This window comes from Curvibacter lanceolatus ATCC 14669, from assembly GCF_000381265.1.
In the GTDB taxonomy this organism is placed as follows: domain Bacteria; phylum Pseudomonadota; class Gammaproteobacteria; order Burkholderiales; family Burkholderiaceae_C; genus Curvibacter; species Curvibacter lanceolatus.
In genome coordinates, this window is sequence record NZ_KB906255.1 from 1 (window position 1) to 13,879 (window position 13,879).

Sequence of the window (13,879 nt, forward strand, 5' to 3'; positions counted from 1 at the left end):
TCAACCCCGCCACCCAGGAGGTGCTGGCCGAGGTGGCCAGCGGCGGTGAGGCCGAGGTCCACGCCGCCGTGGCCGCCGCCAAAGCGGCCTTCCCGAAATGGGCCGGCCTGCCCGCCACCGAGCGCGCCAAGCTGATGCGCAAGCTCGGCGAGCTCATCGCCCGCCACGTGCCCGAGATCGCCCAGACCGAGACCAACGACTGCGGCCAGGTCATCTCGCAAACCGGCAAGCAGCTCGTGCCCCGCGCGGCCGACAACTTCAGCTACTTCGCCGAGATGTGCACCCGCGTGGACGGCCACACCTACCCCACCCCCACCCACCTCAACTACACCCTGTTCCACCCCGTGGGCGTGTGCGCCCTCATCAGCCCCTGGAACGTGCCCTTCATGACCGCCACCTGGAAGGTGGCCCCCTGCCTGGCCTTCGGCAACACCGCCGTGCTCAAGATGAGCGAGCTCTCGCCCCTGTCCGCAGCCCGCCTGGGCGAGCTGGCCCTGGAGGCCGGCATCCCCGCCGGCGTGCTCAACATCGTGCACGGCTACGGCAAGCAGGCCGGCGAGCCCCTGTGCAGCCACCCCGATGTGCGCGCCATCAGCTTCACCGGCTCCACCGCCACTGGCAACCGCATCGTGCAAAGCGCGGGCCTCAAAAAGTTCAGCATGGAGCTGGGCGGCAAGAGCCCCTTCGTGATCTTTGCCGACGCCGACCTGGATCGCGCCCTCGACGCCGCCGTGTTCATGATCTTCAGCAACAACGGCGAGCGCTGCACCGCCGGCAGCCGCATCCTGGTGCAAAAGGCCATCTACGCCGACTTTGCCGCCAAGTTCGCCGAGCGCGCCCGCCGCATCACCGTGGGCGACCCGCTGGACGAAAAAACCATCGTGGGCCCCATGATCAGCCAGGCCCACCTGGCCAAGGTGCGCAGCTACATCGAGCTGGGCCCCAAGGAAGGCGCCACGCTGCTGTGCGGCGGCCTGGACCGTCCCGCCTACGCGGCCGCGCTGCCCGAGCGCGTGCAGCGCGGCAACTACGTGTGGCCCACCGTGTTCGCCGACGTGGACAACCGCATGAAGATCGCCCAGGACGAGATCTTCGGCCCCGTGGCCTGCCTGATCCCCTTCGAGGACGAGGCCGACGCCATCCGCATCGCCAACGACACGCAGTACGGCCTCTCCAGCTACGTGTGGACCGAGAACCTGGGCCGCGCCCACCGCATGGCCGCCGCCATCGAGGCCGGCATGTGCTTTGTGAACAGCCAGAACGTGCGCGACCTGCGCCAGCCCTTTGGCGGCACCAAGGCCAGCGGCACCGGGCGCGAGGGCGGCACCTGGAGCTACGAGGTGTTCTGCGAACCGAAGAACGTGGCGGTCTCGCTGGGCAACCACCACATCCCCCATTGGGGAGTTTGAGATGAACCGACGTCACCTTCTGAGAGCCCTGGGGGCCGCGCTGCTGCCCGGCCTGGCCGGGGCCCAGGCGCCCGCCTGGCCGGCCCGGCCGCTCAAGCTGATCGTGCCCTTCCCGCCTGGGGGCACCACCGATCTGGTGGCGCGCCTGGTGGCGACACAGATGGCGGCCACGCTGGGCCAGCCCGTGGTGGTCGACAACAAGCCCGGTGCGGGCACGGTGATCGGCGTGGATGCCGGGGCCAAGGCCGCGCCCGATGGGCTGACCCTGACCTGCGTGGCCAACAGCTTCTGCGTCAACCAGACCCTGGTGAAGAACCTGCCTTACGACGGCCTGCGCGACCTGCGCCCGGTGGGCTTGATGGGCCTGTCGGAGCATGTGCTGGCCAGCCACCCGGGCAGCGGCATCCGCTCCCTCGCCGATCTGCGCGCCGCCGCGCGCCAGCCGGGCGCACGGCTCAGCTATGCCTCGTTCGGCAGCGGCACCTCGGCCCACCTGGCCGGCGAGATGCTGCGTGAGCAGATGGGCATCGAGCTGACCCACATCCCGTACAAGGGCCAGGCCCCGGCCCTGAACGATTTGCTGGGGGGCCAGGTGACGCTGATGTTCGGCAACTGGCCCGAGTTCCGGGCCCATGTGCAGACGGGCAAGCTGGTCGCCGTGGGCATGGCCACGGCGCAGCGCTCGGCGTATGCGCCCGACATCCCCACGCTGACCGAGCAAGGTGTGGCGGTGGAATCCAACTCCTGGAACGGCCTGCTGGTGCCCACGTCCACGCCCGATGCGGTGGTGGCCCGGCTCAATGCCGCACTGCGCCAGGCCCTGGAGACAGCGGCCGTGCGCGAGGCCTTTGCCAAGGGCAGCATCCGCTCGCTGGCGGGCACGCCCGAGCAGTTCGGCCAGTTCATCCGCAGCGAAGTCGCCCGCTATGCCCAGGTGATCCGCAGCGCCCACATCAGCGCCGAGAGCTGACCCACCCACAGCCCTCACCCACAGGAGACCGCCATGGGCAAACTCGCACTGGCCGCCAAGATCACCCACGTGCCCTCGCTGTACCTCAGCGAGCTGCCCGGCCCGCGCCACGGCACGCGGCAGGACGCCATCGACGGCCACCACGAGATCGGCCGGCGCTGCCGCGAACTCGGCGTGGACACGCTGGTGGTGTTCGACACCCACTGGCTGGTCAACGCCAACTACCACGTCAACTGTGGCGCGCACTTCAAGGGCGTCTACACCAGCAACGAGCTGCCGCACTTCATCAGCAACCTGCCCTTCGAATGCCCGGGCAACCCCGAGCTGGGCCGGCTGCTGGCCCGCTCGTGCAACGAGCTGGGTGTGGAGACCCTGGCCCACGACGCCACCACGCTGAACCCCGAATACGGCACCCTGGTGCCGCTGCGCTACATGAATGCCGACCAGCACTTCAAGGTGGTGTCGGTGTCGGCCCTGTGCACCGGCCACTACCTGAACGACAGCGCCCGCCTGGGCTGGGCCATGCGCCGCGCGGTGGAAGACCACTACGACGGCACCGTGGCCTTTCTGGCCAGCGGCTCGCTGAGCCACCGCTTTGCCCAGAACGGGCTGGCGCCGCAGTACGCCTTCAAGGTATGGAGCCCTTTCCTGGAGATGATGGACCACGAGGTGATCGCGCTGTGGCAGCGCGGCGACTGGCCCGCCTTCTGCGAGATGCTGCCCGAGTACGCCACCAAGGGCCATGGCGAGGGCTTCATGCACGACACCGCCATGCTGCTGGGCGCCTTGGGCTGGTCGGCCTACGACGGCCAGGCCGACATCGTCACGCCCTACTTCGGTGCCTCGGGCACGGGCCAGATCAATGCCGCGTTCCCCGTCACGCCGCAGGACGGCCGCGCCATTCCCGCCGCCCAGGCCTCGGCCGCCAGCGGCTACCAGGCCTTCCCGCGCCTGTGATCTTCATCGGACACCCCGACAAAACACCATGCCCCACCTCGTCATCCTCTACACCCCCAACATCGAGGCCGAGACCGACCTCAGCGCCCTGTGCCGCAGCCTGGCCGACACCATGCTGGCCCACCGCGACGAAGCCGGCAAAGCCGTGTTTCCACCGGGCGGCACCCGGGTGCTGGCCTTCCCGGCCGCGCACCACGCGGTATCGGACGGGGGCGCCGCCGGCCGTGCCGCCGGGGGCAGCGGCGACTACGCCTTTGTCTACCTGAACCTGCGCATGGGCTCGGGCCGCGCCCCCAGCGTGGTCCAGGCCGTGGGCGAGGCCTTGCTGGGCGTGGTCAAACAGCACTTCGAGCCCCTGCTGGCGCAGCGCCACATCGGCATCACGCTGCAGGTGGACGAGGGCGCGCCCTCGTTCGACGGCAAGTACAGCAACCTGCACCCCCTGTTCAACAAGACGGTCTGATCCGCCCAGAAAGCGAGCCCCCCATGTTCACATCCGAGCAGATCGCGGCCTTGGCCGCCGAACTGGACCAGGCCGAGAAGAGCCGCCAACAGGTCGAGCATTTCTCCAAGCGCTACCCCGACATGCGCATCGAAGACGGCTACGCCATCTCGCGCGAGTGGGTGCGCCAGAAGATCGCCGCCGGCCGCACCGTGCGCGGCCACAAGATCGGCCTGACCTCGCGCGCCATGCAGCTCTCCAGCCAGATCACCGAGCCCGATTACGGCACCCTGCTCGACGACATGTTCTTTGCCGAAGGCGGCGACATCCCGTTTGAGCGCTTCATTGCGCCCCGCATCGAGGTCGAGCTGGCCTTCATCCTGGGCAAGCCGCTGCAAGGCCCCGGCGTCACCCTGTACGACGTGCTGGCCGCCACCGACTGGGTGGTGCCGGCCATCGAGATCATCGACGCCCGCATCGAGCAGTTCGACCGCCACACCAAGGCGCCGCGCAAGGTGTTCGACACCATTGCCGACAACGCGGCCAATGCCGGCATCGTGCTGGGCGGGCGTCCGGTGCGCCCGGACGCGGTGGACCTGCGCTGGGTGAGCGCACTGCTGTTCAAGAACGGTGTGATCGAAGAATCGGGCGTGGCCGCGGCCGTCCTCAACCACCCGGCCCAGGGCGTGGCCTGGCTGGCCAACAAGCTGGCCCCCTGGGGTGAAAGCCTGCAGGCCGGCGAGGTGGTGCTGGGCGGCTCGTTCACGCGGCCCACGCCGGCCGTGCCGGGCGACACCCTTCATGCGGATTACGGCCCGCTCGGCTCCATCTCCTTCAGATTCGTCTGATGCAGGCCACCATGGACACCGCCACCCGCCCGGTCTGCCTGATCACCGGCGCCGCCACCGGCATCGGGGCGGCCTGCGCGCGCGAGTTTGCGCGCCAGGGCTGGGATGTGGCCCTGGCCTATTTCGAACCCACGGTGGCCGAGGCGCAGGCGGTGGCCCGCGATTGCGAGGCCCTGGGCGCACGGGTGCTGGCGCTGGCGCTGGATGTGCGCGATGACGCGCAGTGCCGCGCGGTGGCGGCGCAGGTGCAGGCCCATTTCGGCGGCCTGCAGGCCCTGGTCAACTCGGCAGGCAGCACCCGCTTTGTGCCCCATGCCGACTTGGAGGGGCTGGACGGCATCGACTTCCAGCGCATGAACGAGGTGAACCTGGTCGGCCCCTGGCAGATGACGCGCGCCTGCCGCAGCGCGCTGGCGGCCTCGGGCCAGGGCGCCGTGGTCAACATCTCGTCAGTGGGCGGCGTGCTGGGGCGCGGCTCTTCACTGGCCTACGCGGCCAGCAAGGGGGCACTCAACACCCTCACGCTGGGCCTGGCCCGGGCGCTGGCCCCGGCCATCCGCGTGAATGCGATTGCGCCGGGCTTTGTGGCGGGCGGCCTGCCCAGCCGGGTGCTGGGCGAGGCCGAGCACGCCGAGGTGCTGGCCCGCCAGCGCCAGGCCTCGGTGCTGCAGCGCGTGTCGCAGCCCGACGAGGTGGCCGCGCTGGCCTGGTTTGTGGCGGCACGCTCGCCCGGCATGACCGGCTCGGTGCTGCTGATGGACAACGGTCTGCACCTGAACGCGGGCTGACCCGGCCTGAAACCGTTATGAAAAGGAATCAAAAACTGCAGGTAAACACGGGTGGTCGCACCGCTCGTCGGCTGGAAAAATCAAGGTACAGACCGTGACGCCAACCGGGCGTCGCCGCTGAGCGACACCTTATTTTCCGGAGACTGACATGACCTTTCCCGACACCCTGCACCCGAACCGCCGCCAATGGCTGCAAAGCACCGGCGCAGGCGCCCTGCTGGCCGCCCTGGGCACCTCTGCGCTGGCCCAGACCAGCCCCTTCGAATCGGTGAAAATCATCACCGGCTTTGCGGCGGGCGGCACCTCGGACACCCTGTGCCGACGCGTGGCCGACAAGCTGCCGGGCACCGGCTACACCAAGGCAGCCTATGTCGAGAACAAGACCGGCGCGGGCGGGCAGATCGCGATCCAGTTCGTGAAGTCGCAGAACCCCGACGGCCTGACCCTGCTGCAGACCCCCATGTCGATGCTGGGCATCTACCCGCACATCTACAAAAAGCTGGCCTACGACCCGGTGGCCGACCTGAGCCCGGTGTCGCTGGCCTGCGTGTTCGACTTCGGTTTTGCCGTGGGCCCCTCGGTGCCCGCCAGCGTGAAGACCGTGCCCGACTTCCTGGCCTGGTGCAAGGCCAACCCCAAAGAGGCCAACTTCGGCTCGCCGGCCGCCGGCTCGGTGCCGCACTTTGTGGGCTCGCTGCTGGGCCACCACGCCGGCATCGACCTCAAGCACATCGCCTTCCGCGGCACCCAGCCGGCCATTCTCGACATGATCGGCGGCCAGTTGCCCGCGGTGTCGGGCCCGCTGGGCGAGTTCTCCCAGCACGTGGCGGCGGGCAAGTGCCGGCTGCTGGCCTCCACCGGCGCCCAGCGCAGCAAGTTCACGCCCAACACCCAGACCATGGCCGAGCAGGGCCTGAAAGACATGGTGTTCGGCGAGTGGTTCGGCTTCTACCTGCCGGCCAAGGCCCCGCGTGAACTGGTGCAGCGCCTGAACACCGCCTTGCGCGCCGCCCTGGCCACCCCCGAGGTGGTCGACGGCCTGGCGGCCATGGGCCTGGAGGCCAAGTCTTCCACCCCGGCCGAGCTGACCGCCTTGCTGAAAGCCGATTTCGAACGCTGGGGCCCGCTGGTGAAAACCATCGGCTTCAGTGCCGACGCCTAGAGCGTTAACCCGAGCGCCCTGCGGGGCGCCTCCTCAGGAGACTTGATCATGAACGCCCCCCTCTCGCCTCAGCGCCTGCAAGCACCCGCCCCGCCCACAGGCATGCACCCGGACGAATGGGCCCAGCGCCAGCAGTTGGCGGCCTGCTACCGCGTGTTCGCGCTGCTGGGCTGGACGGAGATGATCTACAACCACATCACGCTGCGCCTGTCCGACAGCGTGACTGGGGGCGAGAAGCAGTTCCTGATCAACCCCTTCGGCCTGCACTACAGCGAGGTCACGGCCAGCAACCTGGTCAAGATCGACCTGCAGGGCCGGGTGCTCGACGGCTCGCGCTACCCGGTCAACCCCGCCGGCTTCGTGGTGCATGGCGCCATCCACGAAGGCCTGCCCGAGGCCCACTGCGTGATGCACACCCACACCACGGCCGGCGTGGCCGTGGCCTGCGTGCAGGGGGGGCTGCAGCAGAGCAATTTCTACACCGCGCAGCTGCACAACATGGTGGGCTACCACGACTTCGAGGGCATCACCGTGCATGCCGAAGAGGGCCCGCGCCTGGTCAACAACATCCGCGGCAAGCCCGCCGTGATCTTGCGCAACCACGGCCTGCTGGCCTATGGGCAGACCTTGCCCCAGACCTTCGCCATCCTGTGGACACTGCAGCGCGCCTGCGAGATCCAGCTGGCCACCCTGTCCATGGGCCCGGCCATCCCCGTGACCGAAGAGGCCGCCATCAAGAGCAGCCGCGACGCCCTGCAGTTCAGCCCCGCCCACGGTGCCGGCCAGGATGTGTTCGACGCCCTGGTGCGCCAGATGGAACGGCTGGACAGCAGCTACCAGCACTGAACACGGCCGCGCGCCACAATCACCGCCTCGCTCATCTTTTGCCCCCCGGGGGCCCTGGACATCTCATCATGAAAGCATGCATTTACGGCGCCGGTGCCATCGGCGGCTGGATCGGTGCCGGCCTGGCCGGCGCGGGCGCCACCCTCAGCGTGGTGGCCCGGGGCGCCACCCTGGAGGCCCTGCAAGCGCACGGCCTGCGCCTTGAACAAGGCGGCCAGCCACGCAGCGTGACGGTACAGGCCAGCGCCAACCCGGCCGAGCTGGGGGTACAGGATCTGGTGGTGATCGCCGTCAAGGCCCCGGCCCTGGTCGAGGTGGCCCGCCAGATCGCCCCCCTGATCGGGCCCGACACCGTGGTGCTGACGGCCATGAACGGCGTGCCCTGGTGGTTTCTGCAGGGCTTTGGCGGGGCCCTGGCCGGGCGGCAGCTGCAGTCGGTCGACCCCACGGGCGAGATCACGGCCGCTATTCCCCCCGCTCAGGTGATCGGCTGCGTGGTGCATGCCAGCTGCTCGCTGAACGGCCCCGGCCACGTGAAACACCACTTCGGCAACGGCCTGATCATCGGTGAGCCCGCCGGTGGCAGCAGCCCGCGCAGCGAGGCCTTGCTGGCCCTGCTGCTGAAGGCGGGCTTCCAGGCCAGCGCCTCGACCCAGATCCAGCGCGACGTCTGGTACAAGCTGTGGGGCAACATGACAGTCAACCCGGTGAGTGCCCTGACCGGCGCCACCACCGACCTGATCCTGGGCGACCCGCAGGTGCGCGACTTCATCTCGGCCGTGATGCGCGAGGCCAAGGCGATCGGCGAGCGCATCGGCATCCCGATCGACCAACAACCCGAAGACCGGCACCAGGTCACCCTGAAGCTGGGCGCCTTCAAGACCTCGATGCTGCAAGACGTGGAGGCGCGGCGCAGCGTCGAGCTCGACGCCCTGGTGGGCGCGGTGCGCGAGCTGGGCCAACTGGCCGGCGTGAGCACCCCTTTCACCGACGCCCTGCTGGGCCTGGCCCGGCTGCAGGCGCAGACCCTGGGGCTCTATCCAAGATGACGACGATGACCAGCCCAAGCGCCCTGCGGCCCTGGCTGCTGGCCGCCGGCCTGCTCTCCGCCACGAGCGCCCAGGCGGTGGACGAGAACGCCGGCAACAAGGCCCCGGTCAAGGTGGTCGCCCCGAGCACCCTGAGCGTGAGCGGCCCGGCTGGCCAGGGCGCGCTGCGCCTGTATGCCTCGCGCGATCTGCAAGACCCGGCAGCGCTGGCCGATGTCGAACGGGCCGTGCTGGTGTTCCACGGCCGCCTGCGCGACGCCAACGTCTACTGGGCCTCGGCACGCAAGGCGGCGCAGGCCGCAGGCGCCGCCGCCACGCACAGCCTGCTGCTGGTGCCGCAGTTCCTGGCCGAGCGCGACGTGGCCGCCCATGCCCTGCCCGCCGATACCTTGCGCTGGAGCCTGGAGGGCTGGATGGGCGGCGAGGCCGCCACCGCGCCCGCAGCGCTCAGCTCCTTCGAGGCGATTGATGCGCTGCTGGCCTTGCTGGCCGACCGGCAACGCTTTCCCAAGCTCACCCAGGTGGTGGTGGCGGGCCACTCGGGCGGCGCCCAGGTGGTGCAGCGCTACGCGGTGGTGGGCCAGGGCGAAGGCCGGCTGCCCGGCGTGGCCGTGCGCTACGTGGTGGCCAACCCCTCGTCTTACCTGTACTTCCACCCCGAGCGCCCGGTGCCGGCCGTGGCCGCGACCTGCCCCGGGGTGGACCGCTGGAAGTACGGCTGGACCGACGCCCCCGGCTACGCGCGCCAGCTCAGCCCCGCCGCCTACGAGGCCCGCTACCTGCAGCGCGATGTGCTCTACCTGCTGGGCAGCGCCGACACCAACCCGCAGCACCCGGCTCTGGACAAGAGCTGCGCCGCCGAGGCCCAGGGACCCTACCGCTACGCCCGCGGCCACGCCTATGTGGACGACTTGCGCCAGCGCCACCCCGGCCTGACCCAGCGCCCCTTCGACGTGCCCGGCGTGGGCCACGACGGCGACGCCATGCTGGGCTCGGCCTGCGGCCAGGCCGCGCTGTTTGACGCGCCCGAGGCCTGGGCGCGCTGCAAGGCCCCCTGAGTCCGATCAAGCCTGGCCACCCCCCGGCTTGAAACCCGGGCGCTTCTGTGCTTCACTTCCGGAGGACGTGCGCCCCGGCTGGCACACGCCCCAGCCATGGCCTCGATCGGATCGTCCACCTCTGCCGCTGCCATCACCCCACTGCCGGCGTCCTCCAGCCGCAGCAGTGCGGCAGCGCGCACCGAACTGAGCCCCGACCAGCAGCGCCAGGTCGCCGCGCTCAAGGCCACCGACCTGCGCGTGCGCAACCACGAACAAGCCCACATCTCGGCCGGCCAAGGCGTGGTCACCACCGGTGCCCAATACACCTACACCACCGGGCCCGATGGCGTGCGCTATGCCGTGGCAGGCGAGGTGGGCATTGACACCTCGCGCGAGCAAAAACCCGAGGCCAACATCGACAAAGGCCAGCGCATCCAGTCGGCCGCCCTGGCCCCGGCCGACCCCAGCCCGCAGGACCGCCGCGTGGCCGCCGTGGGGGCCAAGCTGGTGGCCGACGGCCAGAGCGAATTGAATGCCCAGCGCCAACAACAGGCCACCGAAAGCAGCAGCCCCCAGGCGCGGCGTGGCACGGCCGCCTACCGCTCGGTAAACTCGGGTTCGGACACCGACACCCGCCTCAGCCTGTTCGCCTGAACCAGAGCCCGGCCGGCCGAGGTGCCCCCATCCACTGCCTCACCGAATTCCCCACCGGAGTCTTCATGTCCCGTCTGCAGCTTTATTTCGCCCCAGGCACCTGCGCCCTGGCCGTCCACATCGCCCTGACCGAAGCCCAGGCCGGCCATGAGCTGCTGCGCGTGAATTTCGCGGAGGCCCAGCAGCGCTCGCCCGAGTACCTGGCGGTCAACCCCAAGGGGCGCGTGCCGGCCCTGGTGACCGAGCACGGCGTGCTGACCGAAACCCCGGCCCTGCTGCTGTACGTGGCCCAGCGCTTTCCCGACGCCGGCCTGGCCCCGCTGGACAACCCCTTCCTGCTGGCCCGCATGCAGGAGGTGAACAGCTACCTGTGCTCGACCGTGCACATCAACCACGCGCACCGTCCGCGCGCCTCGCGCTGGGCCGATGAGCCCGAAGCCATCGCCGCCATGCAGCGCAAAGTGGCCGCCAACATGACCGAGAACTTCCAGCTGATCGAAAAGCACTACCTGCAAGGCCCCTGGGTGCTGGGCGACACCTACTCGGTGGCCGATGCCTACCTGTACACCGTCTCCACCTGGCTGGCCAGCGACGGCGTGGACATTGCGCAGTTCCCCAAGGTGGTGGCGCACCGCGAGCGCCTGCTGCAGCGGCCCGGCGTGCAACAGGCCTTGGCAACAGGCGCCTGAAGCGCCCAGCCCGTGTCACCTGCAGCCCCCTTTTGAGGCGGCAGAGCACGGGCGCTGCGGAAAAACCGATGAACGACGTCCCCGAACTGGCCTCCATCAACCGCTGGCTGCTGCTGGGCACGGCCATCGTGGCCGAGGTGATCGGCACCAGCTTCATGAAGTCGTCCGAGGGCTTCACCCGGCTTGGCCCCTCGCTGGCCGTGGTGCTGGGCTATGGCCTGGCCTTTTACCTGCTGTCGCTCACGCTCAAGGTGATGCCGGTGGGCGTGGCCTACGCGGTGTGGTCAGGGGTGGGCATCGCGCTCATCACCGTGATCGCCTGGGCCGTGCATGGCCAGCGCCTGAACTGGCCCAGCCTGCTCGGCCTGGGCCTGATCATGGCCGGTGTGGCCGTGCTGCAGCTTTATGCGGACTGAGCCCGGTCGTCCACCGCAAAACTGACCCGAGGCGCCACCGCGCACATCAGCTCGTAGCCCACGGTGCCGGCGGCGTGGGCCACCTCGTCGATGGGCAGCACGGCGCCCTTGGACGAGCGGCCCCACAGCGTGACCTCGGAGCCGAAGCCGAAGGGCACGCCAGCCTGCTCCAGCGGCGTCAGGTCGAGCATCAGCATGTCCATGCTGACGCGACCCACCAGGCGGGTGCGCACGCCGTTGACCAGGATGGGGGTGCCGGTATCGGCATGCCGCGGGTAGCCATCGGCATACCCGCAGGCCGCAATGCCCACGCGCATGGGCACCTCGGCCTGGAAGCGCGAGCCATAGCCCACGGTGGCGCCGGGCGCCAGGTCCTGCACCGCCAGCAGGCGGGTGTTCAGGCTCATCGTGGGCTGCAGGCCCCAGTGGGCCGCGCTGTGTTCCGGAAAATCAGGCGCGCTGCCATACAGCACGATGCCGGGGCGGGCCCAGTCGCTCTTGATGCGGGGCTGGGCGCTGTGGCGCAGCGTGGCCGCGCTGTTGGCCAGGCTGCGCTCGCCGGGCAGGTCGGCGGTGGCGGCCAGAAAGGCCTCTTCTTGATGGGCGATGCCGCGCGGGCCGTCGGCATCGCTGAAGTGGGTCATCAGCGAAATCTCGTCCACCTGGGGCAGGGCGTTGAGGCGGGTCCAGGCCGAACGGTAGCGTTCGGGGGTGAAGCCCAGGCGGTTCATGCCCGAGTTCATCTTCAGGAACACCCGGTGCGGCACCTGGGTCTTGTGCGCGGCCAGCATGTCGATCTGCTCGTCGCAGTGCACCGCGTGCCACAGGTCCAGGCGCGAGCACAACTCCAGATCGCGCGCCTCGAACACGCCTTCGAGCAGCAGGATGGGGCCGCGCCAGCCCAGTCGGCGCACGCGCTCGGCCTCGGCCAGGTCCAGCAGGGCAAAGCCGTCGGCGCCGCGCAGACCTTCAAAGGCCCGCTCGATGCCGTGGCCGTAGGCATTGGCCTTGACCACAGCCCACACCCGGGCGTCCGGCACCAAACGACGCACCTGCGCCAGATTTTGCTGCAATGCAGCAGTATGAACAGTGGCTTGGATCGGACGCGGCATGGCTGGAAGCTGAAGTCGAAGTAAGGGGATTTTGGCACTTCAGCCCTGGGGGCCCGTGATATAACCGATTGCCTTTTTGAGGCCTCGTTCAACATTACAAAAGTATCAGTTTTGCTGATGCACGAATCAGCCACTCCATGAAGCGCGGTTTCTACACCATCATGTCGGCGCAGTTTTTCAGCTCGCTGGCCGACAACGCCATATTCGTGGCCGCGGTTGAACTGCTCAAGAGCGAAGGCGCCCCCGAGTGGCAGCGCGCGGCCCTGGTGCCCATGTTCGCCCTGTTCTACGTGATCCTGGCACCCTTCGTAGGGGCCTTTGCTGACGCCCAGCCCAAGGGCAAGGTGATGTTCATCAGCAATGCGATCAAGGTGCTGGGCTGCATGTTGATGCTGTTCGGCACCCACCCGCTGATGGCCTATGCCGTGGTGGGCCTGGGCGCGGCAGCCTACTCGCCGGCCAAGTACGGCATCCTCACCGAGCTGCTGCCGGCCTCGCAACTGGTCAAGGCCAATGGCTGGATCGAGGGGCTGACCATCGCCTCCATCATCCTGGGCGTGCTGGTAGGCGGCCAACTGGTGGGGCATTCGGTGTCGGGCCTGCTGCTGTCGTTTGACTTTCCGGTGTTCGACACCGGGGTGGACACCCCGCCCGAGGCCGCCATCTTCGTGCTGATCTTCGTCTACGCGCTGGCCGCCTGGTTCAACACCCGCATCCCGCACACCGGCGTGACCATGCGCCCGCTGCGCCAGAACCCCGAGCAGAGCGTGCTGCGCAACGCCTTGAACCTGGTGCCTGATTTCTGGAACTGCAACTCGCGCCTGTGGCACGACCGGCTGGGCCAGATCTCGCTGGCCACCACCACCTTGTTCTGGGGTGTCAGCGGCAACCTGCGCTACATCGTGCTGGCCTGGAGCGCCGCCGCACTGGGCTACAGCACCACCCAGGCCTCGTCCCTGGTCGGGGTGGTGGCCATCGGCACGGCCGTGGGTGCCGTGGTGGCATCGATGCGCATGCGCCTGGAGCACGCCACCCGCGTCATGCCCCTGGGCATCGCCATGGGCGTGCTGGTGGTGCTGATGAATTACATCGACAACGTGTGGCTGGCCGCGCCCTTCCTGATCCTGCTGGGGGGGTTGGGTGGCTTCCTGGTGGTGCCCATGAATGCGCTGCTGCAGCACCGCGGCCACAACCTGATGGGCGCGGGCCGTTCGATTGCCGTGCAGAACTTCAACGAACAGGCCTGCATCCTGGCCCTGGGCGCCTTCTACAGCCTGTCGACCAAGTTCGGCCTGTCGGCCTTCGGCGCCATCACCGCCTTCGGTCTGGTGGTGGCGGTGGCCATGTGGCTGATCAAGCGCTGGCACCAGCGCAACTGCGTGCAGCACGCCGACGAGCTTCACGCGCTGATCACCCTGGCACGCAACGATCAGGGGCATTGATCTTCTGCCCGAGCATGGCGATGAAACGAACGGCGACAAGAGGATCGCAGGGTCG

Annotated in this window: 15 protein-coding genes; 14 read left to right on the top strand and 1 reads right to left on the bottom strand. The window is 69.1% G+C overall.

Going from position 1 to position 13,879, the window contains the following annotated elements; translation table 11 throughout:
* The 13 genes from hpaE to F624_RS0106980 all read left to right on the top strand — a co-directional run.
* Window positions 1–1,409: 5-carboxymethyl-2-hydroxymuconate semialdehyde dehydrogenase (gene hpaE, locus F624_RS0106920; protein WP_019573550.1), on the top strand; the 1,409-nt coding region annotated here is incomplete at its 5' end.
* A gap of 1 nt (window position 1,410) precedes the next feature.
* Complete coding sequence (locus tag F624_RS0106925) at window positions 1,411–2,379, top strand: tripartite tricarboxylate transporter substrate binding protein (protein WP_019573551.1); 969 nt, start codon at window positions 1,411–1,413, stop codon at window positions 2,377–2,379.
* Between the two features lie 33 nt (window positions 2,380–2,412).
* Window positions 2,413–3,336 (top strand): 3,4-dihydroxyphenylacetate 2,3-dioxygenase, encoded by a 924-nt coding sequence (gene hpaD / locus F624_RS0106930; RefSeq protein ID WP_019573552.1) that lies wholly within the window; start codon window positions 2,413–2,415, stop codon window positions 3,334–3,336.
* Between the two features lie 28 nt (window positions 3,337–3,364).
* Window positions 3,365–3,799, top strand: coding sequence for a 5-carboxymethyl-2-hydroxymuconate Delta-isomerase (locus tag F624_RS0106935; protein WP_019573553.1), 435 nt, complete (start codon window positions 3,365–3,367; stop codon window positions 3,797–3,799).
* Window positions 3,800–3,822: 23 nt separating this feature from the next.
* Window positions 3,823–4,626 (top strand): 2-oxo-hept-4-ene-1,7-dioate hydratase, encoded by an 804-nt coding sequence (gene hpaH, locus F624_RS0106940; protein ID WP_019573554.1) that lies wholly within the window; start codon window positions 3,823–3,825, stop codon window positions 4,624–4,626.
* Window positions 4,627–4,637: 11 nt separating this feature from the next.
* Window positions 4,638–5,414 (top strand): SDR family NAD(P)-dependent oxidoreductase, encoded by a 777-nt coding sequence (locus tag F624_RS0106945; protein ID WP_031254391.1) that lies wholly within the window; start codon window positions 4,638–4,640, stop codon window positions 5,412–5,414.
* A gap of 148 nt (window positions 5,415–5,562) precedes the next feature.
* Window positions 5,563–6,576: a Bug family tripartite tricarboxylate transporter substrate binding protein gene (locus F624_RS0106950; protein WP_019573556.1), complete on the top strand. Its 1,014-nt coding sequence runs from the start codon at window positions 5,563–5,565 to the stop codon at window positions 6,574–6,576.
* A gap of 48 nt (window positions 6,577–6,624) precedes the next feature.
* Window positions 6,625–7,422: a class II aldolase/adducin family protein gene (locus F624_RS0106955; RefSeq protein ID WP_019573557.1), complete on the top strand. Its 798-nt coding sequence runs from the start codon at window positions 6,625–6,627 to the stop codon at window positions 7,420–7,422.
* Between the two features lie 68 nt (window positions 7,423–7,490).
* Window positions 7,491–8,471, top strand: coding sequence for a 2-dehydropantoate 2-reductase (locus tag F624_RS0106960; RefSeq protein WP_019573558.1), 981 nt, complete (start codon window positions 7,491–7,493; stop codon window positions 8,469–8,471).
* A gap of 5 nt (window positions 8,472–8,476) precedes the next feature.
* A complete protein-coding gene (locus tag F624_RS0106965) occupies window positions 8,477–9,529 on the top strand; it encodes a hypothetical protein (protein WP_019573559.1) in 1,053 nt (350 codons plus the stop codon).
* Window positions 9,530–9,625: 96 nt separating this feature from the next.
* Window positions 9,626–10,165 carry a putative metalloprotease CJM1_0395 family protein gene (locus tag F624_RS32280; RefSeq protein WP_019573560.1) on the top strand — a complete coding sequence of 180 codons (540 nt, stop codon included), beginning with the start codon at window positions 9,626–9,628 and terminating at the stop codon, window positions 10,163–10,165.
* A gap of 65 nt (window positions 10,166–10,230) precedes the next feature.
* Complete coding sequence (locus F624_RS0106975; RefSeq protein WP_019573561.1) at window positions 10,231–10,854, top strand: glutathione S-transferase family protein; 624 nt, start codon at window positions 10,231–10,233, stop codon at window positions 10,852–10,854.
* Between the two features lie 95 nt (window positions 10,855–10,949).
* Window positions 10,950–11,270 (top strand): DMT family transporter, encoded by a 321-nt coding sequence (locus F624_RS0106980; protein WP_211224143.1) that lies wholly within the window; start codon window positions 10,950–10,952, stop codon window positions 11,268–11,270.
* Here the strand turns inward: F624_RS0106980 and alr are convergent.
* Window positions 11,258–12,382 carry an alanine racemase gene (gene alr, locus F624_RS0106985; protein WP_031254396.1) on the bottom strand — a complete coding sequence of 375 codons (1,125 nt, stop codon included), beginning with the start codon at window positions 12,380–12,382 and terminating at the stop codon, window positions 11,258–11,260. The genes F624_RS0106980 and alr overlap by 13 nt on opposite strands.
* A 137-nt stretch (window positions 12,383–12,519) precedes the next feature.
* Between alr and lplT the strand changes: the two genes are divergently transcribed.
* Entirely contained in the window at window positions 12,520–13,824 is a 1,305-nt protein-coding gene (gene lplT, locus F624_RS0106990) for a lysophospholipid transporter LplT (RefSeq protein ID WP_019573564.1), read from the top strand.
* Window positions 13,825–13,879 lie beyond the last annotated feature (55 nt).

What these genes read in the sequence shown, in the direction of transcription:
- F624_RS0106925 (WP_019573551.1), top strand. Translation starts at nt 1,411, where the DNA reads ATGAACCGACGTCACCTTCTGAGAGCCCTGGGGGCCGCGCTGCTGCCC.
- hpaD (WP_019573552.1), top strand. Translation starts at nt 2,413, where the DNA reads ATGGGCAAACTCGCACTGGCCGCCAAGATCACCCACGTGCCCTCGCTG.
- F624_RS0106935 (WP_019573553.1), top strand. Translation starts at nt 3,365, where the DNA reads ATGCCCCACCTCGTCATCCTCTACACCCCCAACATCGAGGCCGAGACC.
- hpaH (WP_019573554.1), top strand. Translation starts at nt 3,823, where the DNA reads ATGTTCACATCCGAGCAGATCGCGGCCTTGGCCGCCGAACTGGACCAG.
- F624_RS0106945 (WP_031254391.1), top strand. Translation starts at nt 4,638, where the DNA reads ATGGACACCGCCACCCGCCCGGTCTGCCTGATCACCGGCGCCGCCACC.
- F624_RS0106950 (WP_019573556.1), top strand. Translation starts at nt 5,563, where the DNA reads ATGACCTTTCCCGACACCCTGCACCCGAACCGCCGCCAATGGCTGCAA.
- F624_RS0106955 (WP_019573557.1), top strand. Translation starts at nt 6,625, where the DNA reads ATGAACGCCCCCCTCTCGCCTCAGCGCCTGCAAGCACCCGCCCCGCCC.
- F624_RS0106960 (WP_019573558.1), top strand. Translation starts at nt 7,491, where the DNA reads ATGAAAGCATGCATTTACGGCGCCGGTGCCATCGGCGGCTGGATCGGT.
- F624_RS0106965 (WP_019573559.1), top strand. Translation starts at nt 8,477, where the DNA reads ATGACCAGCCCAAGCGCCCTGCGGCCCTGGCTGCTGGCCGCCGGCCTG.
- F624_RS32280 (WP_019573560.1), top strand. Translation starts at nt 9,626, where the DNA reads ATGGCCTCGATCGGATCGTCCACCTCTGCCGCTGCCATCACCCCACTG.
- F624_RS0106975 (WP_019573561.1), top strand. Translation starts at nt 10,231, where the DNA reads ATGTCCCGTCTGCAGCTTTATTTCGCCCCAGGCACCTGCGCCCTGGCC.
- alr (WP_031254396.1), bottom strand. Translation starts at nt 12,382, where the DNA reads ATGCCGCGTCCGATCCAAGCCACTGTTCATACTGCTGCATTGCAGCAA.
- lplT (WP_019573564.1), top strand. Translation starts at nt 12,520, where the DNA reads ATGAAGCGCGGTTTCTACACCATCATGTCGGCGCAGTTTTTCAGCTCG.